This window comes from Arthrobacter sp. P1_B11 (assembly GCF_056406715.1).
On sequence record NZ_JBFTZQ010000026.1, the window covers coordinates 1 to 23140 of the forward strand.

The 23140-nt window shown below is 64.4% G+C and carries 17 protein-coding genes; 3 read left to right on the forward strand and 14 right to left on the reverse strand.

All coding sequences use genetic code 11. From position 1 onward, the window contains the following. Window positions 1–509 precede the first annotated feature (509 nt). The 3 genes from AC1D14_RS17610 to AC1D14_RS17620 are packed head-to-tail and all read right to left on the reverse strand — an operon-like array spanning window position 510 to window position 8091. A complete protein-coding gene (locus tag AC1D14_RS17610; protein ID WP_476968892.1) occupies window positions 510–4271 on the reverse strand; it encodes a 1,4-alpha-glucan branching enzyme in 3762 nt (1253 codons plus the stop codon). Window position 4272: 1 nt separating this feature from the next. After that, window positions 4273–6069, reverse strand: coding sequence for a maltose alpha-D-glucosyltransferase (gene treS / locus AC1D14_RS17615; RefSeq protein WP_230120795.1), 1797 nt, complete (start codon window positions 6067–6069; stop codon window positions 4273–4275). 6 nt (window positions 6070–6075) lie between these two features. Beyond that, on the reverse strand, window positions 6076–8091 hold the full coding sequence (locus tag AC1D14_RS17620) for an alpha-1,4-glucan--maltose-1-phosphate maltosyltransferase (protein ID WP_230120782.1): 2016 nt from the start codon (window positions 8089–8091) through the stop codon (window positions 6076–6078). 188 nt (window positions 8092–8279) lie between these two features. Between AC1D14_RS17620 and glgP the strand changes: the two genes are divergently transcribed. Continuing rightward, window positions 8280–10898, forward strand: coding sequence for an alpha-glucan family phosphorylase (gene glgP / locus AC1D14_RS17625; protein WP_230120780.1), 2619 nt, complete (start codon window positions 8280–8282; stop codon window positions 10896–10898). A 10-nt stretch (window positions 10899–10908) separates the two neighbouring features. Here the strand turns inward: glgP and AC1D14_RS17630 are convergent, their stop codons facing one another. Genes AC1D14_RS17630 through glgX form a run of 3 tightly spaced genes read right to left on the reverse strand, consistent with a single transcriptional unit; the run spans window position 10909 to window position 13893 of the window. Next, window positions 10909–11265, reverse strand: coding sequence for a barstar family protein (locus AC1D14_RS17630; RefSeq protein ID WP_230120779.1), 357 nt, complete (start codon window positions 11263–11265; stop codon window positions 10909–10911). Between the two features lie 4 nt (window positions 11266–11269). After that, the gene (locus tag AC1D14_RS17635; protein ID WP_230120777.1) at window positions 11270–11752 is read right to left on the reverse strand and encodes a guanyl-specific ribonuclease; all 483 of its coding nucleotides are present in this window, start codon (window positions 11750–11752) and stop codon (window positions 11270–11272) included. 26 nt (window positions 11753–11778) lie between these two features. After that, a complete protein-coding gene (glgX, locus tag AC1D14_RS17640; RefSeq protein WP_476968893.1) occupies window positions 11779–13893 on the reverse strand; it encodes a glycogen debranching protein GlgX in 2115 nt (704 codons plus the stop codon). Between the two features lie 114 nt (window positions 13894–14007). Here glgX and AC1D14_RS17645 point away from each other — a divergent pair, with 114 nt between their 5' ends. Beyond that, window positions 14008–14817 carry a carbon-nitrogen hydrolase family protein gene (locus tag AC1D14_RS17645; protein WP_230120773.1) on the forward strand — a complete coding sequence of 270 codons (810 nt, stop codon included), beginning with the start codon at window positions 14008–14010 and terminating at the stop codon, window positions 14815–14817. A 527-nt stretch (window positions 14818–15344) separates the two neighbouring features. Here AC1D14_RS17645 and rlmB read toward each other — a convergent pair. From rlmB to AC1D14_RS17675, 6 genes are all read right to left on the reverse strand, one after another. Next, window positions 15345–16337: a 23S rRNA (guanosine(2251)-2'-O)-methyltransferase RlmB gene (gene rlmB / locus AC1D14_RS17650; protein WP_230120771.1), complete on the reverse strand. Its 993-nt coding sequence runs from the start codon at window positions 16335–16337 to the stop codon at window positions 15345–15347. 92 nt (window positions 16338–16429) lie between these two features. Further along, window positions 16430–17884: a cysteine--tRNA ligase gene (gene cysS, locus AC1D14_RS17655; protein WP_230120764.1), complete on the reverse strand. Its 1455-nt coding sequence runs from the start codon at window positions 17882–17884 to the stop codon at window positions 16430–16432. Window positions 17885–17916: 32 nt separating this feature from the next. Then, window positions 17917–18243, reverse strand: coding sequence for a hypothetical protein (locus AC1D14_RS17660; RefSeq protein WP_230120762.1), 327 nt, complete (start codon window positions 18241–18243; stop codon window positions 17917–17919). 99 nt (window positions 18244–18342) lie between these two features. Next, on the reverse strand, window positions 18343–18828 hold the full coding sequence (gene ispF, locus AC1D14_RS17665; protein WP_230120806.1) for a 2-C-methyl-D-erythritol 2,4-cyclodiphosphate synthase: 486 nt from the start codon (window positions 18826–18828) through the stop codon (window positions 18343–18345). Between the two features lie 38 nt (window positions 18829–18866). Continuing rightward, window positions 18867–19649: a 2-C-methyl-D-erythritol 4-phosphate cytidylyltransferase gene (gene ispD, locus AC1D14_RS17670; protein ID WP_230120760.1), complete on the reverse strand. Its 783-nt coding sequence runs from the start codon at window positions 19647–19649 to the stop codon at window positions 18867–18869. Window positions 19650–19755: 106 nt separating this feature from the next. Further along, the gene (locus AC1D14_RS17675; protein WP_026266570.1) at window positions 19756–20238 is read right to left on the reverse strand and encodes a CarD family transcriptional regulator; all 483 of its coding nucleotides are present in this window, start codon (window positions 20236–20238) and stop codon (window positions 19756–19758) included. Between the two features lie 327 nt (window positions 20239–20565). On the opposite strand from AC1D14_RS17675, the gene AC1D14_RS17680 reads away from it, so the two are divergent. Next, a complete protein-coding gene (locus tag AC1D14_RS17680; protein ID WP_230120799.1) occupies window positions 20566–21141 on the forward strand; it encodes a hypothetical protein in 576 nt (191 codons plus the stop codon). Between the two features lie 131 nt (window positions 21142–21272). Here the strand turns inward: AC1D14_RS17680 and AC1D14_RS17685 are convergent, their stop codons facing one another. Together AC1D14_RS17685 and AC1D14_RS17690 are read right to left on the reverse strand one after the other, a co-directional pair. Next, window positions 21273–21953 carry a response regulator transcription factor gene (locus AC1D14_RS17685; protein WP_230120758.1) on the reverse strand — a complete coding sequence of 227 codons (681 nt, stop codon included), beginning with the start codon at window positions 21951–21953 and terminating at the stop codon, window positions 21273–21275. Then, on the reverse strand, window positions 21950–23131 hold the full coding sequence (locus AC1D14_RS17690; protein WP_230120798.1) for a sensor histidine kinase: 1182 nt from the start codon (window positions 23129–23131) through the stop codon (window positions 21950–21952). Before AC1D14_RS17690 ends, AC1D14_RS17685 begins: the two co-directional genes overlap by 4 nt. Between the last annotated feature and the right edge of the window lie 9 nt (window positions 23132–23140).

Below are 23140 nucleotides of genomic sequence, written 5' to 3' on the forward strand. Positions count from 1 at the left end.
AAACAAAACAGACACAACCAGGAACCACGGGAAAACGCGGAACCAAGCTGCACAAAATTTGAAACCAGCTGTAAAAACCAGACCACACCACAGGGGCGGCGCAACCTGGTCAATTCAACCAATTCATATAAAATAAACCGGTATCAACAAACTTGGCACACTATTGAGTTCTCAAACAACAGACACACCCGGCACCACCACAACCAAACAACCAGTCGCAGATCGCTCCGGAGCAACTTTTCAAGCTTACCCGCTCGCTTCACCCTGGTCAAATCGGCGTCCGCGGCTTCGTGACGCCCTGGGGCATCCTACTCGCTTTACCGACCAACTCCGGGGAGCGGCGCGGAAATAAACTCTACCACTACTTTTGCCAGAGGCCAACCCAGGCGCAGAAGGGACGGATGAGGCCCGGAATCACGCGGATTCCGGGCCTCATCAGCCGGCCTTGAAAAGGTGTTCTGCCGACACTTACGGTCGGCTGACCCTACGGCCGGCTGAACCAGACGGCCTCAACTCACCGTGGTGTCCGGCGCTTCTGCTGCAGCTGACCGGCTCTGCAGTTTCGGAGCGCCCGTGCCTGCCGGCTTGAAGTATGCAGCACCCAGCGGCGGCAGCGTCACAGTCAGGGTGGCGGGCTGGCCATCGAGACCTTCGTCCTCCGCCGTCAGGTTCCCCGCGTTGAGAACGCCGGAACCACCGTATGCCGGCGCATCGGTGTTGAGTACTTCAGTCCAGGCACCGGCGGACGGCACCCCAAGGGCGTACTCCTTGTGCGGCCCACCCGAGAAGTTAACCGCTACGACCAGCGGGTTGCCCTCAGTGTCCCAACGGACAAAGGTCAGCACATTGCGGTCCGCGTCAGCCCCGTTGATCCACTGGAATCCGCCGGGCTCGTTGTCGCGTGAATACAACGCAGGAGTGGACTTGTACAGCTCGTTCAGATCCTTCGTGAGGAGCTGAATCCCGCGGTGGGCCGGAATGTCGGCCAGCCACCAGTCCAGGCCGTGCTGCTCGGACCATTCGGCTTCCTGGCCGAACTCGGTCCCCATGAAGATCAGTTGCTTGCCCGGGTGCGCCCACTGGTAACCGAGGAAGGCCCGCAGGTTCGCCAGTTGCTGCCAGCGGTCGCCGGGCATCTTGCGGAGCATCGAGCCCTTGCCGTGGACAACCTCGTCATGGCTGATGGGGAGCAGGAAGTTCTCAGTGAAGGCATAGACCAGCGAGAACGTGACCGTCCCGTGGTGCCACTTCCGGTTGACTGGATCTTCCGACGCGTACTTGAGCGAATCGTGCATCCAGCCCATGTTCCACTTGAGCCCGAAGCCCAGCCCGCCGTGGCTGGTGGGACCCGTCACGCCAGGGAATGCGGTGGATTCTTCAGCGATCATGACCGCGCCGGGATGCGTCTTGTAGACCGTGGCGTTGGTCTCCTGGAGGAAGGAGATAGCCTCCAGGTTTTCGCGGCCGCCGAACCTGTTCGGCTGCCACTGACCCTCTTCACGGGAGTAATCCAGATAGAGCATGGACGCGACCGCGTCCACGCGCAGTCCGTCGATGTGGAATTCATCGAGCCAGTAGAGCGCGTTGGCCACGAGGAAGTTGCGGACCTCGGTGCGGCCGAAGTCGAAGATCAGGGTTCCCCAGTCCGGGTGTTCCCCCAGGTTGGGATCGGCATGTTCGTACAGCGGCTGACCGTCGAACTGGGCCAGGGCCCAGTTGTCCTTGGGGAAGTGCGCCGGGACCCAGTCAAGGAGGACCCCGATGCCAGCCTGGTGGAGCGCATCCACCAGGTACCGGAACTCGTCAGGGTGGCCGAAGCGTGACGTCGGGGCAAAGTAGGAGGTGACCTGATAGCCCCAGGAGCCGCCGAAGGGGTGTTCGGCCACCGGCATGAACTCAACGTGGCTGAAGCCAAGCCACTGCACATAGTCAACGAGTTCCTTGGCCAGTTCGCGGTAGCTCAGGCCGAGGCGCCACGATCCGAGGTGGACCTCGTAGACGCTCATGGGCGAGTTGTGCGGGTCCCGCTCGGCCCGGGCCTTCATCCAGTCCGCGTCCTCGAACCGGTAGTGGGAGTCAACCACCCTCGAGGCGGTCAGCGGCGGGACCTCGGTGCCGAATGCCAGGGGGTCGGCCTTCTCAACCCAGTGGCCGGCCTTGGTCTTGATCTCGTATTTGTAGCACGCGCCTGCTACAACGCCCGGGACGAACAATTCCCAGACGCCGGAGGAGCCAAGGGAGCGCAATGAGTTTTCGCGCCCGTCCCAGGCATTGAAGTCACCCTTCACGCGCACGGCCTCGGCGTTGGGGGCCCACACGGCGAAGGACACGCCGTCGACGTCCCCCAGCGAGGACTTATAGTGCTGGACGTGGGCGCCGAGCACCGTCCAGAGCGTCTCGTGGCGGCCCTCTCCGATCAGGTGCAGATCCACTTCGCCCACCGTCGGAAGGTAGCGGTACGGTTCGTCCACCGTCACAGGTTCCGCACCCTCGTATGTCACCTCAAGCCGATAGTCCGGCACGTGACCGGCCTGCAGGGGCTCCAGCACGGCAACCCACACGCCCTCTGATTCGTGGGTCATCGGCATCGAACCGGCCGCGGTCACCACAGTGACGGCTTCGGCCAGGTGCTTGACGGTGCGGATGGTTACGTGGCCGTAGTCATCCAGATGGGCACCAAGCACAGAGTGTGGGGCGTGGTGCTCTCCGGCCGCCACGCGCGAAAGCGTATGCGCATCCACATGGAGAGGGGCCTGGGGCCGATCTGTAGGTGCAGAGCCTGTCATCTTCTTACCTTCCGCTGCGGCCGCGGCCGGTTCGCCGGGGCCTTTCTTGCTGAGGAGCCGCCTGGATGCATTCACCGGAATAGCCAGCCAGTCGGGCCTGTTGCGCAATTCATACACGACTTCGTATAACGCCTTGTCCAGCCACAATGCCACAAAGAGCGGGGAGTTCCGGTCTATGGTGCCGGGGGTGACTTCCAAGTAGCCGGCCAGGAAGGCCTCGGCGCAGTCGTCCACCCACGACTCGGGCACCCGGGCACCGCTCCCCTCGCGCTCCGCGGCTCCCGCGGCATAGTCAAATGAGCGCAGCATGCCCACCACGTCCCTTAGCGGGACGTCGGGGAAGTTCCGTTCAGAGATGGGCCGCAGCGGCTCACCCTCGAAGTCAAGAATGGCCCACCGGTCCGAGTCGCCTTCACGGCCCGGAACTTGGAGGATCTGGCCAAGGTGGAGGTCACCGTGGATGCGCTGGAGCGCACCCGCCGGGACACCCTCGAGTTGCTTAAGGAGGCTTTCCAGCTCGCTTTCGTGGGGCCCGACGGCGGGGCCGGCCTCGCTCCAGGCCTGCCGCACCCGCTGGGCTACTCCAGGCGCTATGACCCCGCCCGGGACGGCTTCTGAGGAAACCCCCAGCGTCTCGGCGAGCCGACGGTGGACGGTGGCCGTGGCATGGCCCAGCGAGTGCGCCTGCTCGGTGAAGTCCGCTCCTGCGCTGGCCGCATCAACCGCCAGCCGCCAGGCATCCCGGCCTCCGGCCAGGAACTCGTGGGCTACCGCCAATTCGCCCTGGGCCGTGCCTGCCGCAGCGGTCTCCGGGCCGGACCCTGCGGACGATGTCCGCGCCCGCTGCGGAAACCACTCGCCTGTGACCCAGCCGAGGGTGGCCGGGACTTCAGAGGTCCTCGCGGCGGACAGGGCTGCCCCCACTTCCACCTCCGGATTGCGGCCGGCCGAAAGCACACGGAAGAATTTCACGATAGCCGCGGAGGCGCCGTCGTCGACGATCACCGAACTGTTGGACTGTTCGCCCGACAGGACCCGGACCGTGCCGGTGGCACGCGGAAGGGGCTGGCCGGCGCCGGAGAGGTGCCCGCTGGCCGTGCCGGCCGCCGCGGTTCCCTCCGTCCGCATAAGCTCCAGCCATTCGGCAATGAACACCGGATCATGGACGGCGTCGTAGACCCAACGGTGCCCCAAATCCGCGTGGTCACTTTCGCCGATGAGCGCGCTCTCGGCCCCGGGCAGCGGTTCGCGCCGGTAGCTGAGCGGCACCTGCACCACATCGGTGCGGGGGCCGCCGTCGGCAGTTTCGGAGACCACGGCGGCGAGGAAGACCTCAAGGCCCACCTCACCCGACGACTCGTTGAGGATGAGTCCGCCCACGGGAGCAAGCGAGAATTCGGCGGACTTCACCGGGAACCACCGCTGGCGCGGCAGCCATTGGCGAAGCAGCTCTTCGAGCGTTGGTGTCAGCGTAGATTGGCTCATGTCACCCCTCAATGGACAGGATGGGCATCGCCTGGGTGAAAGGTGACGCCGGGTTGGACGCAGCCGAACGTACCCGGAGCCAGAAGAAGTCGTGGCTGCCAAGGGTAAGGGTCAGGTTCCCGTCGTCTCCGACGCCGGGAAAGGGCTGGCCGCCGAACACGTCCCGGAGCCCGCGTCCCGCAAACTGCGGAAGCCTCAGCGTGGTCGCCACGGGGTGCTGCGAGAGGTTGAAGGCGCACAGGATGGTTTCGGGCGGTTCGCCGGCGGAGTTACCTTCCGGCAATTCGCGCACGTAGGCCAGCACCACTTCGTGGTCGGCTTCCACGTGCTTGAAGCCGCCCAGCCCGAACGCCGCGTGGTTGCGCCGGACACTCAGGATCTGCCGTGTCCAGCGAAGCAGCGACCCTGAGTGCGCGGCCTCGGCCTCAACATTGGCCATGTTGTAGTTGTAGACCAGCGACTGGATCACCGGAAGGTAGAGCTTGCCGGGATCCGCGTTGGAGAACCCGGCGTTCCGGTCCGGGTTCCACTGCATGGGTGTGCGGACGGCGTCGCGGTCTTCCAGCCAGATGTTGTCGCCCATGCCGATTTCGTCACCGTAGTAAAGAAAGGGGCTCCCCGGCAAGGACAGCAGCATCGCGTTGATGAGTTCGATTTCCGCCCTGGAGTTATCCAGCAGCGGCGCCAGCCGGCGCCGGATGCCGATGTTGGCCCGCATGCGCGGATCCGGGGCATACCAGCCAAGCATCGCCGCCCGTTCGTCGGCGGTGACCATTTCCAGCGTCAGCTCATCGTGGTTTCGAAGGAAGGTTCCCCATTGCGCACCCTCGGGGATCTCCGGCGTGTCATGCATGGTCTCGATGATCGGGGCTGCCTTTTGGTCGCGCAGCGCGTAGTACAGCCGAGGCATGATCGGGAAGTGGAAAGCCATGTGGCACTCCGGTTCCTCCTCGGTGCCGAAATACTCCACCACTTCGTTGGGCGGCTGGTTGGCCTCCGCGATGATCACCCTGCCGGGATAGCTCTCATCCACCATCTTCCGCAGCTTGCGGAGGAACTCGTGGGTGGCAGGCAGGTTCTCGCAGTTGGTGCCTTCCTCCTCGAAGAGGTAGGGGATCGCGTCGGCGCGGAAGCCGTCGATTCCCTGGTCCAGCCAGAACCGCACGACGTCGAACAGAGCGTCGATGACCTTGGGGTTCTCGAAATTGAGGTCGGGCTGGTGGCTGAAAAAACGGTGCCAGAAGAACTGGCGCCGGATGGGGTCGAAGGTCCAGTTGGACTCCTCCGTGTCCACGAAGATGATGCGGGCATCCTGGTACTTTTCGTCGGTGTCGCTCCACACGTAGAAGTCGCCGAAAGGACCGTCCGGATCCTTCCGCGACTCCTGGAACCACGGGTGTTGGTCCGAGGTGTGGTTCAGCGGGAGATCGATGATGACCCGAACGCCGCGGGCATGGGCCTCGGCCACGAGCCGCTTGAAGTCACTGATGGTTCCAAACTCGTCCAGCACCGAGTTGTAGTCGGAGATGTCATAGCCGCCGTCCCGGAGCGGCGACTGGAAGAAAGGCGGAAGCCAAAGGCAGTCAACGCCCAGCCACTGCAGGTAGTCGAGTTTCTCGATCAGTCCGTGGAAGTCGCCTGAACCGTCGCCGTTCGCATCCGCGAAGCCCCGGACAAGCACTTCATAGAACACCGCCTTCCGGTACCACAGAGGATCGTGTTGCAATCCCGGCGCATTGAGCTCGAACGTGCTCTTCGGTGTGAAGTGGTGACTCGGGTTCTGCGGGCTGAAACTCAATTGAGGCTACCTCCGGATGTTCAGGATGTGTGCAGGTTCTACATGGGCATCGAGTCTGACGTAGTTGTATTCGCCCCATTCCCACGTCTCGCCCGAGATCAAATCATCCACCCTGAAGCCGCCGTTCGGCGTGAGGTCTGCCGGGTCGAGCTGCAGCGCGGCGAGATCAAGCGATACCGTGCTTTCCCGCGTGCTGTGCGGATCCACGTTGACCACCACGATGAGGGTGTCCTTGGTGCCATCCGGGAGTGTCTTGTGCTTGGAATAGACCACTGTGGCGTCATCCGTGCTGCGGTGCACAGTCAGGTTCTGCAGGTCCCCCAGCGCCGGGTGGGTCTTGCGGATCTCGTTGAGCCTGGTCAGGTAAGGGGCCAGCGTCCGCCCCGACGCGGCAGCGGCCTCCCAGTCCCTGGCCTTGTACTCGAACTTCTCGTTGTCGATGTACTCTTCCGCCCCGGGCCTGGCCACATGTTCGTACAGTTCGAAGCCGGCGTACACGCCCCACAACGGGCTGGCCGTCGCCGCAAGTGCAGCACGGATCTTGAACGCCGCGGGACCACCGTACTGGAGGTACTCGGTGAGGATATCCGGAGTATTGACGAAGAAATTCGGCCGGAAGTACGCCGGCGAGTCGTGGCTGACCTCCTGGAAGTACTCCTCCAGTTCCTTCTTGGTGTTCCGCCACGTGAAGTACGTGTAGGACTGCTGGAAGCCGGCCCTGCCGAGCGCGTGCATCATGGCGGGCCGGGTGAAGGCCTCCGCTAGGAAGACGACTTCCGGGTTTTTCTTGTTGACCTTGCCGATGAGCCACTCCCAGAACCAGACAGGTTTGGTGTGCGGGTTGTCCACGCGGAAGATCTTCACCCCGTGGCTGACCCAGAGCTGGACGATGCGCAGGATTTCCCTGGACAGGCCCTCGGGATCGTTGTCGAAGTTGAGGGGATAGATGTCCTGGTACTTTTTCGGAGGATTTTCAGCGTATGCGATGCTGCCATCCACGCGGGTGGTGAACCATTCCGGGTTGGACGTGACCCACGGGTGGTCAGGCGCGGCCTGGAGGGCCAGATCCAGCGCGACTTCGAGGCCCAGCTCGTTGGCGCGGGCCACGAACGCGTCGAAGTCCTCGAACGTGCCGAGTTCCGGGTGGATGGCGTCGTGGCCGCCCTCTTTGGCCCCGATGGCCCACGGGGATCCGGGGTCGTTCGGGCCCGCGATCAGCGTGTTGTTGGGGCCTTTGCGGTGCTGGATGCCAATGGGGTGGATCGGGGGCATGTAGATGACGTCGAAACCCATGTCCGCGACGGCCGGCAGCCTGTTGGCCGCAGTCCTGAAGGTGCCGGACGTCCAGGCGCCGGTCTCGTGGTTGCGGACGGCGCCCTCGGAACGGGGGAAGAACTCATACCAGGATCCGCGGCCGGCGAGATCCCGCTCAACCAGCAGGGGAAACGGTTCGGAGACTGTAACAAGCTCGCGGATCGGCTCGCGGCCCACAATCTCGGCAACGTCCGCGCCGAAGCCGGCAGCCAGACGCTCTTCGGCGGACCTGGAGGTGTCGGAGAGACCGACGACGGCGGTACGAAGCGTCCGCCTGTCGGTGGAGTTGCGGAACGGCTCCTCTGCCGCCTGCGACAACAGGGCGGCGCCTTCATCGAGCATCAGCTCTACGTCGATGCCCGCCTCGACCTTGACCTCGGCGTTGTGGTGCCACGTGCCATAGCGGTCATGCCATGCTTCGATCACGAAGGACCAGTTGCCGGTGGAAGTGGGAGTCAGCATACCCTCCCAAAGGTCTGTACCCTTGCCACGGTCACCGGCCGGCGGCTGAAGGCGCACGCGCTGGCGCTCTTTGCCCTTGGGATCCAGGAGGACGGCGCTGACCCCCAACATGTCGTGGCCTTCGCGGAACGACTGTGCGCTGACCACGATCCCTTCGCCGGGGAGCGCCTTGGCGGGGTACTTCCCCCCTTCCACAACCGGCTGAACGTTGGTGATCGGGAAACGGCCGAATCGAAGGCCATCCATGATCGAAACTTTCGGCGTTTGCTTGGAGGGGGCACTGGTTCGCGTGTTAGTCGTCACAGGCTCGACGTTAGCGAGAAAAGGAGGGAAATGCTAAGCCTGCGATCTTAATTAGCGAACTGATTCGTCATTTACCGGAAAGTAATCCAATCCGGTTCCGGCCGTTCATCTTGTCCGTTAGTGTGACGCAGGTGAAGGCAATCCGCAGATTTACCGTCCGAACCGTTCTTCCTGAACCGATCCGGCCGCTTGCCCGCTTGGCCACCAACCTGCGCTGGTCCTGGCACCGGCCCACCAGGGAACTCTTCGAGGGACTCAACCCCAAAGTTTGGGCTGAAAGCGGCAACGATCCGGTCAACTTCCTCGGTCTTGTCGGCCGGGAGGAAATGCACCGGCTGGCGACCGACCAGGATGTCGTGGCGCGTGTGCACTCCGCGGCCGAGGACCTGGACCGGTACCTTCAAGAGCCGCGCTGGTACCAGAGCCTGGGGGACGACGCCCCCGCCTCCATCGCGTACTTCTCACCAGAATTCGGCATCACGGAGGTTCTCCCGCAGTACTCCGGCGGCCTCGGCATCCTCGCCGGCGACCACTTGAAGGCTGCCTCGGACCTCGGCGTTCCATTGATCGGTGTGGGTTTGCTGTACCAGGCCGGCTACTTCAAGCAGTCCCTGTCCCGCGACGCCTGGCAGCAGGAAACCTATCCGGTGATTGATCCGGATGGCCTGCCCCTGACGCTGCTCCGGGAGCCGTCGGCGGACGGAAACGGCAAGCCCATCCAGATCGCGCTGCCGCTGCCCAGCGGGCGGCGCCTTTTGGCGCACATCTGGCGTGCCGACGTCGGACGTGTCCCCCTCCTGCTGTTGGACTCCAACGTTCCCGGCAACGACGACGCCGCCCGCGGCATCACAGACCGCCTGTACGGCGGCGGAGGCGACCACCGTCTGCAGCAGGAACTGCTGCTGGGCATGGGCGGGGTGAAGGCGCTGCGCGTCTACCAGCGGCTCACGGGCACCACAGCGCCGGAGGTGTTCCACACCAACGAAGGCCACGCCGGTTTCCTCGGGATCGAACGGATCCAGGAACTGATGGCCGGGGAGCAGTCACTCACGTTCAATGAGGCCCTTGCCGCGGGGCGCGCATCGACTGTGTTCACCACGCACACCCCTGTTCCGGCCGGCATCGACCGCTTCGAAGTCGCGCAGATCCAGCATTTCTTCGAGGCGGGCCTTGCCCCGGACGTCCCCACGTCCCGGATCCTGGATCTGGGACGCGAAGACTTCGCCGACGGCAACCCCTTCGTGTTCAACATGGCCGTCATGGGGCTCCGCCTCGCGCAGCGGGCCAACGGCGTGGCCAAACTACACGGTGAAGTATCCCGCGGCATGTTCGCGGCGCTCTGGCCGGGATTCGACCATTCCGAGGTGCCCATCACGTCCGTGACCAACGGCGTGCACGTACCCACGTGGGTCGACTCGAGGATTTCCAAGCTCGCCCGTGAAAGATTCGGCGTGGAAGCTGAAGTAATGGGCCGGTGGGACCTCGCCTACAACGTCAGCGACGCCGAAGTCTGGGCGCTCCGGCGCGAAATGCGCGTCTCGCTCGTCGAGGACGTCCGGCGCCGGCTGCGTGCGGCGTGGAAGAAACGAGGCGCCGCCGACGCCGAACTCGGCTGGACGGACTCGGTGCTTGACCCGGATGTCCTGACCATCGGCTTCGCCCGGCGCGTGCCCACCTACAAGCGGCTGACGCTGATGCTGCGCGAACCGGAACGGCTCAAGGCTCTGCTGCTGCACAAGGAGCACCCCATCCAGCTGGTCATTGCCGGCAAGTCGCACCCCGCAGACGATGCCGGCAAGAAGATGATCCAGGACCTGGTGCGCTTTACGGATGACCCGAAGGTCCGGCACCGTATCGTCTTCCTGCCGAACTACGACATCGCCATGGCCCGCACGCTCTTCCCGGGCTGCGACGTCTGGCTCAACAACCCGCTGCGCCCGCTGGAAGCCTGCGGCACGTCCGGCATGAAGGCCGCCATCAACGGATCCCTCAACCTTTCGGTGCTCGACGGCTGGTGGGATGAGATGTACGACGGCGAGAACGGCTGGGCGATTCCGACCGCCAACAACGGAGCCTCATCGGAGGAACGCGACGATATCGAGGCCGCGGCGCTGTACGAACTGCTTGAGACGCAGGTGGCACCGCGCTTCTACGGCAGTACTGTGTCCGAGGCGGCCGGCGCTGCCGGGCCGTCGTCTTCAGGGCGGGAGAAGATCCCCACCCACTGGGTGTCCATGATCAAGCACACGCTCGCCCACCTGGGACCGGCGGTGTCCGCCGAACGGATGCTGCAGGACTACGTCAACATCCTGTACAGGCCTGCTGCCATTTCGGGCCGGCACGCCGTTGCGGATTCCTTCGCCCAGGCCAGGGAACTCGCAGCCTGGACGTCCAGGGTCCGCGAGGCCTGGCCCCAGCTGCATGTGGAACACGTGGACTCCCTGGGAGTGTCCGAGGAACCGCAGATCGGCGATACTCTGCAGGTCAACGCGTACGTGGGGCTGCACGACCTGACGCCCGACGACGTGTCTGTGGAAGTTGCGTACGGCCAGGCCGAGGAAAGCGACGAACTCGCCAACGTGACCCTTGTGGAACTGGAGCCGAAGGATGAGCTCGGCAGCGGCCGGTACCTGTTCACAGGCTCAATCGTGATCGACCGCTCCGGATCCTTCGGCTACACAGTGCGGGTGTTGCCCAAGCACGAGGCACTGGCGTCCAAGGCCGAGCTGGGCCTGATCGTGAACGCGTAGGCAGAGGTTGCTAGAGGAACACGGCGATGACTGACAGGTCCTTGCCGGCGTAGCTTTCGGCGTCCTGCAGGACCTCGCAGATGACTCCGAAGGACCTGTCGCTGCGGAAGGCCGCTGGCACCTGCCAGATGACCGTCACTGGTTCCTGGCCGTCGTCGGAAATGGCGTCGGCGAAGTCGTGCAGCGAGTCGTTGAGGGCGTCCAGGTTCACTCCGTAGTGCTCCGGGAAATCCAGGGCTTCCCCGAAACGGGTCAGCACCTCTTTCTTGGAGCCCGCTGCCGGGATCAGGAGGCTGCGGCGGCCGGCGTCCGCAAGCTGGTCACGCAGCTCGTCGACTGTCCAGGTGTCCACGGAATAGATTTTCATGGTGCTACTTACCCTCTGCTATGAACTTGAACGACTCGTAGTGGTCCGGGGTGTAGTACTTTTCGCCGGACTTGCCTGCCACGATCCTTCGGGCGCCCCGGTCGGATTCCCCGGGAGTGGGAACGGTGTACTCCCTGTAGTAGCCGCCCGACTTGCGCGGCAGGATGCGTTCAAGGTTTCCGAAGGTCACTCCATCGCGCTCATAAGGGAACGGACCGCCCTGGCGTATGAGCGTGAGAATCCGGCGGCCTTCGGCGGGGAGCTGGGACTCCCTGATCGTGGCGAGGCCGGAGGGGTTGGGGATGCCTGTGGTCTGGCCAGCAGCCGAGGGTGCGCGAGAGGACGCGGGGGCGGGGGTGCGGGACGGTGCAACGGTTCCGGACGGTGCCTGTGCGGGACTGCCGGCCTGTGGCTGCAGCCCGTTGGACACGACAAGTGCCAATCCGAGCAGCGCAATCAGCACCACCGCAGCCAGTAAACGGCGCATATCTATGCTTTCCCTGTCTGCTGATACTAGGTGCGGTAGATGTTGATCGTGTTGGCCTGTACGAGGTCCCGCTCCCCCGACGCCACGCGGAAGCCTTGGCGGCGGTCATGAAGATCGGAGGTGGTGAGGCGCAGTTCGAACATCCTTTTGCCGACGCCGTCGTCATTGGTGACCTGGGGAAGGGTGACCCTGACGTCATCGCGGCCGCCGTTGACCACAACCAGCCCGGCCACCTGCCCGTCATCGGAGCCCAGCAGCAGCTGCACCACGCGGTGCCGCGGATCATTCCACCGCTCCATGGTCATCGGCTCGCCATCCTGGTCATACCAGTACAGGTACGACTGCGCGTCCCGCACCGGGTAATCGTGCGGCTGGCCTGCAAGGAATTCCCGTCGGAGCCGAATGACCCGCTTGGTGCTCCGGAGCATGGCGTGGGATTCCGGGGTGCTGGTCCAGTCGACCCAGGCGAGGGGGTTGTCCTGGCAATAGGCGTTGTTGTTGCCTTGCTGCGTGCGGCCCAGTTCATCGCCCGCCGTGATCATGGGGACGCCGAGAGAGATCATGAGCGAAGCCATCAGATTCCGCCGGGTCTGCGCCCTCCGTGCAAGGATAGTTTCATCCTCGGTGCGGCCTTCAAACCCGTGGTTGTAGCTGCGGTTGTCGCCGTGCCCGTCGCGGTTCTGCTCCCCGTTGGCCTCGTTGTGCTTGCGGTCATAGGACACCAAGTCGGCCAGGGTGAAACCGTCGTGGGACGTGATGAAGTTCAGCGACGCGAGCCGTGAACGGCCTGAGGGCTGGAACAGGCTCGCAGAACCGGACATGGCATCTGCCAGCCGGGCCACGGATCCGCCCTGGCCACCGGCGTCGATCGCCGCGCGGTCAGCAAGCCAGAACGAGCGCAGGGCGTCGCGGTAGTGGTCGTTCCAGTCCACCCAGCCACCCGGGAACCGGCCTGTCTGCCAGCCCCCATAGCCGACGTCCCAGGGTTCGGCGATCAGCTTGACCCTGGAGAGCACCGGATCGCCGGCGACGGCCACCAGGAACGGGTGGTTCGGATCAAAATCGTTGGCGGCATTCCGGCAGAGCGTCACGGCCAGGTCGAAACGGAAACCGTCGATGTGGAATTCGTCCACCCAGTAGCGGAGCGAGTCCAGAACGAGCTGGATCACACGGGGCTCGCCGAAGTTGAGCGAATTCCCACAGCCTGTGGTGTCGATGTATTTCCCGCTGTCGTCGGAGCGGTAGTACTTCTTTTCCCCCAGGCCGCGGAACGAAACTGTGTGCCCGTCGTGTCCGCCTTCGGCGGTGTGGTTATAGACCACGTCCAGGATCACTTCGATACCTGCGGCGTGCAAGAGCTTGACCATGCCCTTGAACTCATCCTGGACCGCCTGCGGGCCGGACTCCTGCGCGGACCGCGTAGCGTACCCGGGGTGCGGGGCAAAGAAGGCCGCCGTGTTGTAGCCCCAGTAATTGGTCAGGCCCAGGTTTTGAAGATGCGGTTCGTCGAGGTGGAAATGTACCGGCAGCAGCTGCACTGCGGTAATTCCGAGTCCTGTCAGGTGCTCAATCATCGCGGGGTGTGCCATGCCGGCGTAAGTGCCGCGCAGCGGCTCTGGAATGTCCGGGTGCAGCATGCTTTGCCCGCGGACATGTGCCTCGTAGATTATGGTGTTGCGCCACGGCGTATGCAGGCGATCATCGGCGCCCCAGTCGAAATCGCTGGACATCCGGACACTCGTCAGAAAACCGTCCCGCTGGTCTACAGCGCGTCCGTAGGGATCGAGCAGCAGCGGCTGCCGGTCGCCGTCGTAGTCGTCAAAATTCACGGTGGGAACTGAAAGCGGTAGAACCTCCCCATCGGGGGCGGCGCGGAAGCCGTAGCGCGAGCCGATCGGGAATCCCTCGAGGATGCCGTGATGAACGCCATTGGTGACGTTCGGCAGGGTCTGGATCTGCCAGTCGCCGCCGGGAGCGAGGTATCCGATTTCCAGGGTAAGGATGCCGGGAGCATAGACCGCTACGTTGGCGCGCCCGCTTTTCGAGCCGTCGGAGGACCCCGGGCGCACTGAACTTACGCCGAGGGGGAACGCGTGCGAGGCGTCCACGGTCGAGGCTGTGTCTACTAAGGGCATTACCATCGATTAAAGCTTAACTGTCACGTTCAAAAAGCCGATGTATTCCGGCATGTGACGTGCGGCGGCCCCGATCGCGGCTCCGCTGCATACTGGAAGACGCACCGAGTGGAGGTATTTGTGAAGATTGCACTGGCCCAGATCATCACCGGCCGCGATGTCGAAGCCAATCTCGCACTGGTCGAGGAGCATGCCCGCCGAGCCAAGGACGGCGGAGCCGGGCTCGTGGTGTTTCCGGAGGCCACCATGCGGGCGTTCGGGAATTCCCTAATTGACATCGCCGAACCCCTCAACGGTCCGTGGGCCACCCGGGTCCGCGCCATTGCCGCCGACATGGGCATCGTGATCGTGGCCGGCATGTTCACTCCGGGGGCATCATCCGGCGAAGGCCCCCTCAAGGTCCGGAACACGCTGCTGGTCACTGGCCCGGGCGTGGAAGCGAGCTACGACAAGGTGCATCTCTTCGACGCTTTCGGCTTCCTCGAATCTGACACCGTGGACGCGGGAACAGGGCCCGTGACTTTCGACGCCGGCGGCGTCACCTTCGGCCTGGCCACCTGCTACGACATCCGTTTCCCCGCCCTCTTTACGGCCAACGCCGACCGCGGAGCAGTTGCCAACATCATCTGCGCCTCCTGGGGCTCAGGGCCAGGCAAGGTGGAACAGTGGCAGCTCCTGGCCCGCGCCCGCGCTGTGGATACGACCACCTACGTGCTCGCCTGCGGCCAGGGCGACCCGGCCACGCAAGGGATTGAGCCGCGCGGCGCGGCGCCCACAGGCGTGGGGCACTCCGCCGTCGTCTCGCCGTTCGGCGAAGTCCTGGAAGAGCTCGACGCCGCCCCCGGCCTCCTGTTCGCCGACCTGGATCCCGCCGCCGTCAAGGAAGCCCAAACCAAGCTGCCGGTCCTGGCCAACCGCCGCGAGTTCTAAACGCCTACGCCTTAGGCGGCCCGACCGTCTCTATGCGGGCTGCCGCCGGCCGACTGCCGATGTTCGCTTCCGCGGGCGCCGACGCCTTGCCGTCGCTTAGTGTTCGGCCCTTCATCGCCGACCGCTGGTTTTGCGGCGGCCGTCGTCTTACGCTCTCTCTCCAAGAGAGGAAAAGCTCCCGCACGTCATGTGCGAGAGCGTTTCCCGTTTTCCGACGAGAAGTGCGACAGCGTTTCCAATTTATGCGCGAAAGGTGAGAGAGGGATTCTGGACAGTAGCTGTTGGTGAGACAACCGCCGAACCGCAGCAGCCGTTTTGCTAAGGAGCGCATCGCCGACCAGAGCTGAAGAAGGCCGCCCGCGGCCGGATGAGGCGGCGGGAGGAAGGGATGCCCTGAGGGCCCCGAACTGAGCTTCCGAAGTTTGGGAAGGGGCATCCCGCTAAGCGACGGCAAAGCGGCTGCTGCGGTGGACCCTTGGGGGCCAGACGGCAAAACTGCGTTGACGGCGGACTGGCCGCAACTGGACTTACTTGACGGCGCGCTGGCGGCTGACTTCGTAGAGGGAGATACCGACGGCCATGGAGGCGTTGAGTGATTCCATGGCGGAGTCAATGGGGATCGAGACGATCTGGTCGCAGTTTTCCCGGACGAGACGGCTGAGGCCCTTGCCCTCGGAACCCACCACGATGCAGACCGGCTCGGTGGCCAGGGTGAGGTCCGGCAGCGAGACGTCGCCATCGCCGTCGAGCCCCAGGACGAAGATGCCCATGTTCTTGAACTGCTTGAGCGCGTTGTTCAGGTTGGAGGCGCGGGCGACGGGCACGCGGACGGCAGCGCCGGCGCTAGTCTTCCAGGCGGAGGCCGTGACACCCACGGAACGGCGTTCCGGGACGATCACGCCGTGGCCGCTGAAGGCCGAGACCGAGCGGATGATGGCGCCAAGGTTGCGGGGATCAGTGATGCCATCGAGCGCGACGAACAGGGGCGCGTTGGACACATGCCCCTTCTTCCACCGGTCGACTGTCTGCTCGGCGAGGTCGTAGGCGTCCTGGTACTCGTACGGCGGGATCTGCAGCACGAGGCCCTGGTGCACGGCGTCGTCGGTCATGCGGTCCAGCTCGGGCTTGCCGGTTTCCAGCAGCGGGATGCCGCGTTCGGCCGCAAGCTTGAGGGACTCCTTCACACGGTCGTCCATTTCGATCCGGATCGCCACGTGCAGGGCCTTCGCAGGAATACCGGCGCGGAGGGCCTCGACGACGGAGTTGCGGCCGGTGACCACTTCTTCCGTGGCACGGCCCTTCGGGCCGGAGCGTGCGCCGGCGTTGCGGCCGCCGCCGGACCGCTTGGCCTCGGAGCGCTCCGAGAGCTGCTTGCTCTTGTACGCCTTGTGATAGGGACGATCCTCGGCCTTGGGGGTGGGCCCCTTGCCTTCGAGGGCCTTACGGCCGTGGCCACCGGTTCCGGTGGTGGGGCCCTTCTTGAGCTTGCGGATTGCGCCCGGGCGACCGTTGTTGGCCATGAGTTCCACCCTTGGTTGTATTGAGTAAGTCTGAACTCCAGTCTACTGACTCAAGTTAAATCGTTGACCCGGGCGGAGCGGGGACGGCCGGCTCAACCGCGCTGGAGGCTCCAGGTGGCTCCGTCGGCGCCGTCTTCCACCACGACGCCGGCGGCCGTGAGGGTGTCGCGGATGGCGTCCGAGGCCGTCCAATCCTTCTTTGACCGGGCGTCGGCCCTGGCGGCCAGCTGCGCCTCCACGAGCACACCGAGCGCTGCGGCGGCTTGATCGTCGACGGCTGGCTGCGCCGCGTCACTGATTCCCAAGACCCGGAGCATGTCGGTGACACTGGCCAGCGCCCGCCGTGCGGCCTCGAGATCGCCGGCGACGAGGGCGGAGTTTCCTGCCCGGACCGTATCGTGCAGCACCGCAAGGGCCTGTGGGACGTTCAGGTCGTCGTCCATGGCTGCGGCGAACGCGTCCGGCACCGTGCCGTAGCTGCCGAAGAGCAGCGCGCCGTCAGCTGAAAGCGTCCGGACCGCACGCGCAATGAAGCCGTCAATGCGTTCGACGGCGGCGGTGGCCTCCTGCAGTGAGGTCGGCTGGTAGTCCAGCACCGAGCGGTACTGCGCCTGCCCAAGGTAATAACGGACGACGCGCGGCGAAGCTAGGTCAAGCATCTCGGCGGGGCTCACGGTGTTGCCCACGGATTTGGACATCTTCTCGCCCTGGTACGTGACCATGCCGTTGTGCATCCAGAAGTTCGCGAAGCCGTGGCCTGCAGCCTGGGACTGGGCCATCTCGTTCTCGTGGTGTGGGAAGCGCAGGTCGAGGCCGCCGCCGTGGATGTCGAACTCCGTGCCGAGGTATTTGGTGACCATGGCAGAGCATTCAAGGTGCCAGCCCGGGCGGCCGGCGCCCCACGGCGAAACCCAGCTCGCCGTCGTCGGCTCCCCTTCTTTGTGGCCTTTCCAGAGCGCGAAGTCGCGCGGGTCCTTCTTGCCGCGAGGGTCAGCGTCAGTTGCCCCCTGCATGTCGTCGAGCTTCTGGCGCGTCAGCGAGCCGTACTTGTTCCAGGAGCGCACGTCGAAGTAGACATCACCCGAGCCGTCCAGGGCGGGGTAGGCGTGGCCGCGGTCGATCAGCTGCTGGATCAGCGCGTGCATCTCCGGGATGTGGCCGGTGGCGCGCGGTTCGTAGGTGGGGCGCGAGACGCCAAGAGTGTCGTAGGCCTTGAGGAACTCCTGCTCATACCGGTAGGCCAGTGCCCACCATTCCTCTTCCCGGACGGTATCCGGTTCCTGCTCGATGTCGGGCTCAAAGGATGCCGCAGACTTGGCCAGGATCTTGTCGTCGATGTCCGTGACGTTCCGGACCACGGTGACGCGCAGGCCGCGGTACTGCAGCCAGCGGGTTAGCTGGTCGAACGCAATGGCAGAGCGAATATGTCCCACATGCGGCATTCCCTGCACCGTGGCACCGCAGTAGTACAGGCTCGCTTTGCCGGGTACCAGGGGAACGAAGTTCCGGACTTCGGCGGATGCAGTGTCGTAAAAGCGCAGGGTCACCGCTCCAGATTAGCCGATGCCATTGGTGGCGCTTACTTGCAGACCTCGCCGATCCTGTTGTTCTGCTTTTTGAGCTCGTCCAGCTGCTCTGCGCTCTTGTCCCCCAGCGACGTACCGGCCACCTGCTTCATGACGTCGGCCATCTTCTGGATCGGATCGGCGAGTTCCTGGGCCACCTTGTCGGCAACCTCCTGGTAGTGCTTGGCGATCTGGTCCGCCTGCTGCTGCTGGTTTCCGGTCGGCTTGAACGTGTCGCCCTGGAGGAAGGTGCAGCTCTCGCCGACGCTCATCCGGGGCGTTCCGGCACAGCCCGCAAGGAGCAGGCAGGCAATCACGACGGCGGGAAGCAGCTTTTTCACGGCGGGTCTCCTGATGTGGCGGTGCGGGCTGTTCTCGGCTCACTGGGTGCGGCCGGTGCTGTATTCCAGCCTAGGCGATGCGGCCGTGTGGAGTGACAGCTAGAGAGCCGGGTAAACGAGTGCAGTGGCGACGGCGGAGATACCTTCCCCGCGGCCTGTGAAGCCGAGCCCGTCGCTGGTGGTGGCCGTGACGCTCACCGGAGCACCAGCGGCCTCAGTCAGGATGCGCTGCGACTCTTCGCGGCGGGGACCGAACTTGGGCCTGTTCCCCACGAACTGGACGGCGACATTGCCGATCTCAAAGCCCGCAGCCCGGACGATCCTGGCCGCTTCAGCCAACAGGGTGACGCCGGAGGCGCCTGCCAACTCCGGCCGGTCCGTGCCGAAATGCGTACCAAGATCGCCGATCCCGCTCGCGGAGAACAGGGCGTCGGCGGCGGCATGGGCCACCGCATCGCCGTCGGAATGGCCGGCCAGCCCCTGCTCTCCCTCCCACAACAACCCGCCCAGCCACAGCGCCCGCGGTTCACTTTCCGGGGCGAAGGCATGCACGTCAATGCCGATGCCGGTGCGGGGCAGGATCATCCTCGCTGCCTCAGTCGGCTCTTCTACGCTCACGCTCTTCAGCCCTCCACCCAGCGGGCACCCAGGGGACCCTCCAGGAGGCCTTCAGCAATGATGAGATCCAAAGGGGTGGTGATTTTCAGGGACTGGCTGGCTCCGCGCACGGCGTGGACCGGCACGCCGAGAAGCTCCACCAGCATGGCGTCGTCAGTCACCGCGGCCGCGCGGCTTTCGTCAAACTGCAGGGCGGCCTCATGGGCCGCTTTCAAGGTTGCAAAGCTGAAACCCTGCGGGGTCTGGACCGCCCGCAGTTCGTCCCGGGGGGCAGTTCCCGTCACGAGCTCGGGGGCAATGTCCGAGTCTTCGCCGGTGGTGGCCGCAACGGTCTTGACGGTGTCCACCACCGGGATGACCGGGATGACAGCCAAGGCTCCGGCGGCCAGCGCCTGAGCCACCCGATGGAATACCGACTCGGGGGCCAGCGCACGGGCCGCGTCGTGGACGAGCACCGCCTCGGTCCCGTCCTCCAGGGCGGCCAGCGCCGACCGGACGGAATCCGCCCTGGTGGCCCCGCCGTCGACCGTCGTCAGGAGCGGGCCGCCATCCGCCAGCTCCAGCCGGAAGTCGTCCAGCATCTGCCGCAGCCCGTCATCTCCCGGGGGCAGCGCCACGCAGACCTGGCCTGCTACGCCGGCGGCGACGATCCCGCGGAGGGCGTGCAGGAGGATGGGGTCGCCGCCGAGCGGCACGGCGGCCTTCGGCATGCCGTAGCCAAGCCGCTGCCCGGATCCTGCGGCGACCAGGATGACGGCGGTGACGGGGCGCGTGGGTGCATCGCTCATGCGGTCTAGCCTACGTCCCGGCCGGCCGCCCCAGCCCATTACGCGCAGTTGGTGTTTTTGGGCAAAAAGAAACCCCGGCGGCATTTCTGCCACCGGGGTTCAATTCTCAGGAAGCCAGAACCTCGTCGAGAACGCTTGCAGCCTTCTCTTCGTCGGTCTTTTCAGCCAAAGCCAACTCTGAAATCAGAATCTGCCGTGCCTTGGCCAGCATTCGCTTCTCGCCTGCGGAAAGGCCCCGATCGTGATCCCGGCGCCACAGGTCGCGGACGACCTCTGCAACCTTGATAACGTCACCGGAAGCAAGCTTCTCCAGATTTGCCTTGTAACGACGCGACCAGTTGGTGGGCTCTTCAGTGAACTCGGCCCGGAGCACATCGAATACGTGCTCCAAACCTTCCTTGCCCACTACGTCGCGTACCCCAACGAGGTCAACGTTCTCTGCTGGAACTTCAATGGTCAGATCACCCTGAGCCACCTTGAGCTTGAGATACATCTTCTCTTCGCCCTTGACAGTGCGCATCTTGATTTCTTCAATTTTTGCTGCACCGTGGTGAGGGTAAACTACTGTCTCGCCGACCTCAAAAACCATGTGGACTTTCCCCTTTCCCGCAGACCAGTTTATCACGATTAAGGCATATGACTGGCACGGATCGGGGTCCGGAACCGCGAGAATCCGCGGAAAATGGCCCGAATCAGCCGCTCAGACCCCTTGACGAAAGCGGATAATAGTGCATCCGCCACCCGCCGACAAGCGTTACGCACGGGTAGCCAGCGAGCCTGGTTCGCTCCGCAGGAGGTTCCGAAGCGGGCGCTTATGTGTACTGGCCGAATCCTTGTTTGGCCCCGTTTGCCGATAGGCTATGGCTGAAAACTGTTTCAAGACTTTCTAGGAGTGCGTGACGTGCGTTTCACTGCGATGAACCGGGGCCAGCACGGCAAGTTGGCAATGGCGGCTGCCGCCCTGAGCGTCGGACTGCTGGCACTGACGGGCTGCAGCTACATCAACGCCCAGCAGACCTCCGAGCAGTACGCCGCCTCCGACGGAACCCGCTCCGACGTTGGCCCGCTGCAGCTGCGGAACATGCTGATCGTTGCTTCCGGCGAAAATCAGCCCGGCCGTCTGATCGGCGCTGTCTACAACTCCTCTTCCAAGGACGTCAAGCTCACCCTCAACGGAGCCGAGGGCTCGCAGACTGAGGTGTCGGTGAAGAAGAACTCCTACACGCTGCTCAACAATTCCGCGGACGAGGCCATCCTGAGCACCGCCGGCGCCAAGCCCGGCGCCGTCGTGGACGTCAAGGCCACCGAAGACGGAACCAACGTCAACAAGACCGTCAAGATCCCCGTCGTTGACGGCACGCTCAAGGAGTACGCACAGTACGTTCCTGGCGCTAGCCCCAGCGGGACGGCATCGCCGAGCGACTCGGCAACTCCGAGTGAGTCCGCAACCCCGAGCGAAAGCAGCACGCCGACGCCCAGCGAAAGCCACTGACGCCTCGCCGGTCAGCGGACCACCGCACACCTGACGTATTGAAGAAGGAGGGGCTCCCACCCGGGAGCCCCTCCTTCTTTGCCAGGTCAGACTTTGCATGTCACACCTGCTGGCCACGGCTGGAGCCGGCTCTAGGGTTCGAACTTGTAACCCAGTCCGCGGACGGTCACCAGGTACCTCGGGAGGGACGGGTCGGGTTCGATCTTGCTGCGCAGTCGTTTGACGTGGACGTCAAGGGTCTTCGTGTCACCCACGTAATCGGAACCCCAGACCCGGTCAATCAGCTGGCCGCGGGTCAGCACCCTGCCTGAATTCCGCAGCAGCATCTCGAGGAGCTCAAATTCCTTCAGCGGGAGTGAAACCTGCTCGCCACCGACGCTGACAACGTGGCGTTCGATGTCCATCCGTACCGGGCCCGCCTGCACTGTGGAGGAAACAAGTTCCTCCGGCTCCCCCTGGCGCCGGAGCACGGCCCGGACCCGGGCCACCAGCTCGCGTGACGAGTACGGCTTGGTGACGTAGTCGTCGGCACCAAGTTCAAGACCCACGACTTTATCTATTTCTGAGTCCTTGGCGGTCAGCATAATCACCGGCACGCTGGATCGCTGGCGCAGCTGGCGGCACACTTCCGTACCTGACAGGCCCGGCAGCTGCAGGTCCAGCAGCACGAGGTCGGCCCCGTTGCGGTCAAATTCGGTAATCGCGTCCAGCCCGTTGTCGACGACCTCCACCTCGAACCCTTCCTTGCCCAGCAGATAGGACAGGGGGTCGCTGAACGACTCCTCGTCCTCAACTATAAGAATCCTGCTCAAGCGGTAGCTCCTCGTTTATGGACGCCGGCGGCGTCGTTCGGTTCTTTGTCATTCGGCGATTGCCCTTCCATTTCAGGCAGGCGGAGGGTGAACGTGGACCCCTGCCCCGGCTGCGACCACACGGTGACCTCTCCGCCATGGTTGGAAATGACATGCTTGACGATGCTCAGGCCCAGTCCGGTGCCGCCGGTGTGCCGCGAACGTGCTGCATCCACACGATAGAAACGTTCAAAAATTCGTTCCTGGTCTTCGGCCGACAGGCCTTCGCCCTGGTCGGTCACGGAGATCGCAATCAGGCCTTCCTTCGCACGCACTCCGATCCCCACGCGGGTGTTCTCCGGTGAATAGCGGATGGCGTTGTCGATAAGGTTGCGCAGGGCTGTGACGAGAAGGTCCTGGTCGCCGTAGACCTTTGCATCAACGCGGCCGCCGATGACGATCTGGATGTTCTTGCTCTCGGCCGGCAGCTGTGAACGGTCCACGGACTCGGAGATCACGTCATTGATGTCCACGGCGTGGCCCTGCTGCGCCACGTCCGCGCCCTGCAGGCGTGACAATTCGATGATGTCCTGCACCAGGGCGGCGAGCCGTGCTGACTCCTTGTGCATGCGCGTGGCGAACCGCCGAACGGCTTCTTCGTCGTCCGCGGACGATTCAAGCGCCTCCGCGAGGAGGGAAATGGCGCCCACGGGCGTTTTCAGTTCATGGGACACGTTGGCCACGAAGTCGTTGCGGATCTCCTCGGTGCGGGTGATCTCGGTCCGGTCGTCGGCCAGCAGGAGGATATATTCCTCCCCAAGCATGGCTGCCCGGACCTGCACGATGATGGTCCCCTGCCCCAGAGGCCCGCGCGGCAGCTCGAGGCGCTTCTCCAGAATGACACCGTCCCGGCGGACATTCGCCGTCATGTCAAGGAGCTCGCGGTGCACCACGGTATGGCCGCGCACCAGACCGTACGCGTAGGCGGCGGGACTTGCCCGGACCACGCCATCGATGGCGTCCACCACCACGAAGGCCTTGCCGACGACGGCGAGCACCTCGGCGGATCCCGGCGGCAGTGCGGGCTCGTCGTATTCGACGTCCACGAGTTTCCTTTGCTGCTCACTGACCCTGAACGCGAGCACGCCAAAGACGCCGAACGACAGGCCGAGCAGGCCGGCGATGACACCGATGAGCATTGGATCCAC

Bases quoted from the DNA above. Each gene is read 5' to 3' on its own strand.
- AC1D14_RS17610 (WP_476968892.1), bottom strand. From the start codon at position 4,271: ATGAGCCAATCTACGCTGACACCAACGCTCGAAGAGCTGCTTCGCCAA.
- AC1D14_RS17620 (WP_230120782.1), bottom strand. From the start codon at position 8,091: ATGGATGGCCTTCGATTCGGCCGTTTCCCGATCACCAACGTTCAGCCG.
- AC1D14_RS17630 (WP_230120779.1), bottom strand. From the start codon at position 11,265: ATGAAAATCTATTCCGTGGACACCTGGACAGTCGACGAGCTGCGTGAC.
- AC1D14_RS17635 (WP_230120777.1), bottom strand. From the start codon at position 11,752: ATGCGCCGTTTACTGGCTGCGGTGGTGCTGATTGCGCTGCTCGGATTG.
- glgX (WP_476968893.1), bottom strand. From the start codon at position 13,893: ATGGTAATGCCCTTAGTAGACACAGCCTCGACCGTGGACGCCTCGCAC.
- rlmB (WP_230120771.1), bottom strand. From the start codon at position 16,337: ATGGCCAACAACGGTCGCCCGGGCGCAATCCGCAAGCTCAAGAAGGGC.
- ispF (WP_230120806.1), bottom strand. From the start codon at position 18,828: ATGATCCTGCCCCGCACCGGCATCGGCATTGACGTGCATGCCTTCGCC.
- ispD (WP_230120760.1), bottom strand. From the start codon at position 19,649: ATGAGCGATGCACCCACGCGCCCCGTCACCGCCGTCATCCTGGTCGCC.
- AC1D14_RS17675 (WP_026266570.1), bottom strand. From the start codon at position 20,238: ATGGTTTTTGAGGTCGGCGAGACAGTAGTTTACCCTCACCACGGTGCA.
- AC1D14_RS17680 (WP_230120799.1), top strand. From the start codon at position 20,566: ATGAACCGGGGCCAGCACGGCAAGTTGGCAATGGCGGCTGCCGCCCTG.
- AC1D14_RS17690 (WP_230120798.1), bottom strand. From the start codon at position 23,131: ATGCTCATCGGTGTCATCGCCGGCCTGCTCGGCCTGTCGTTCGGCGTC.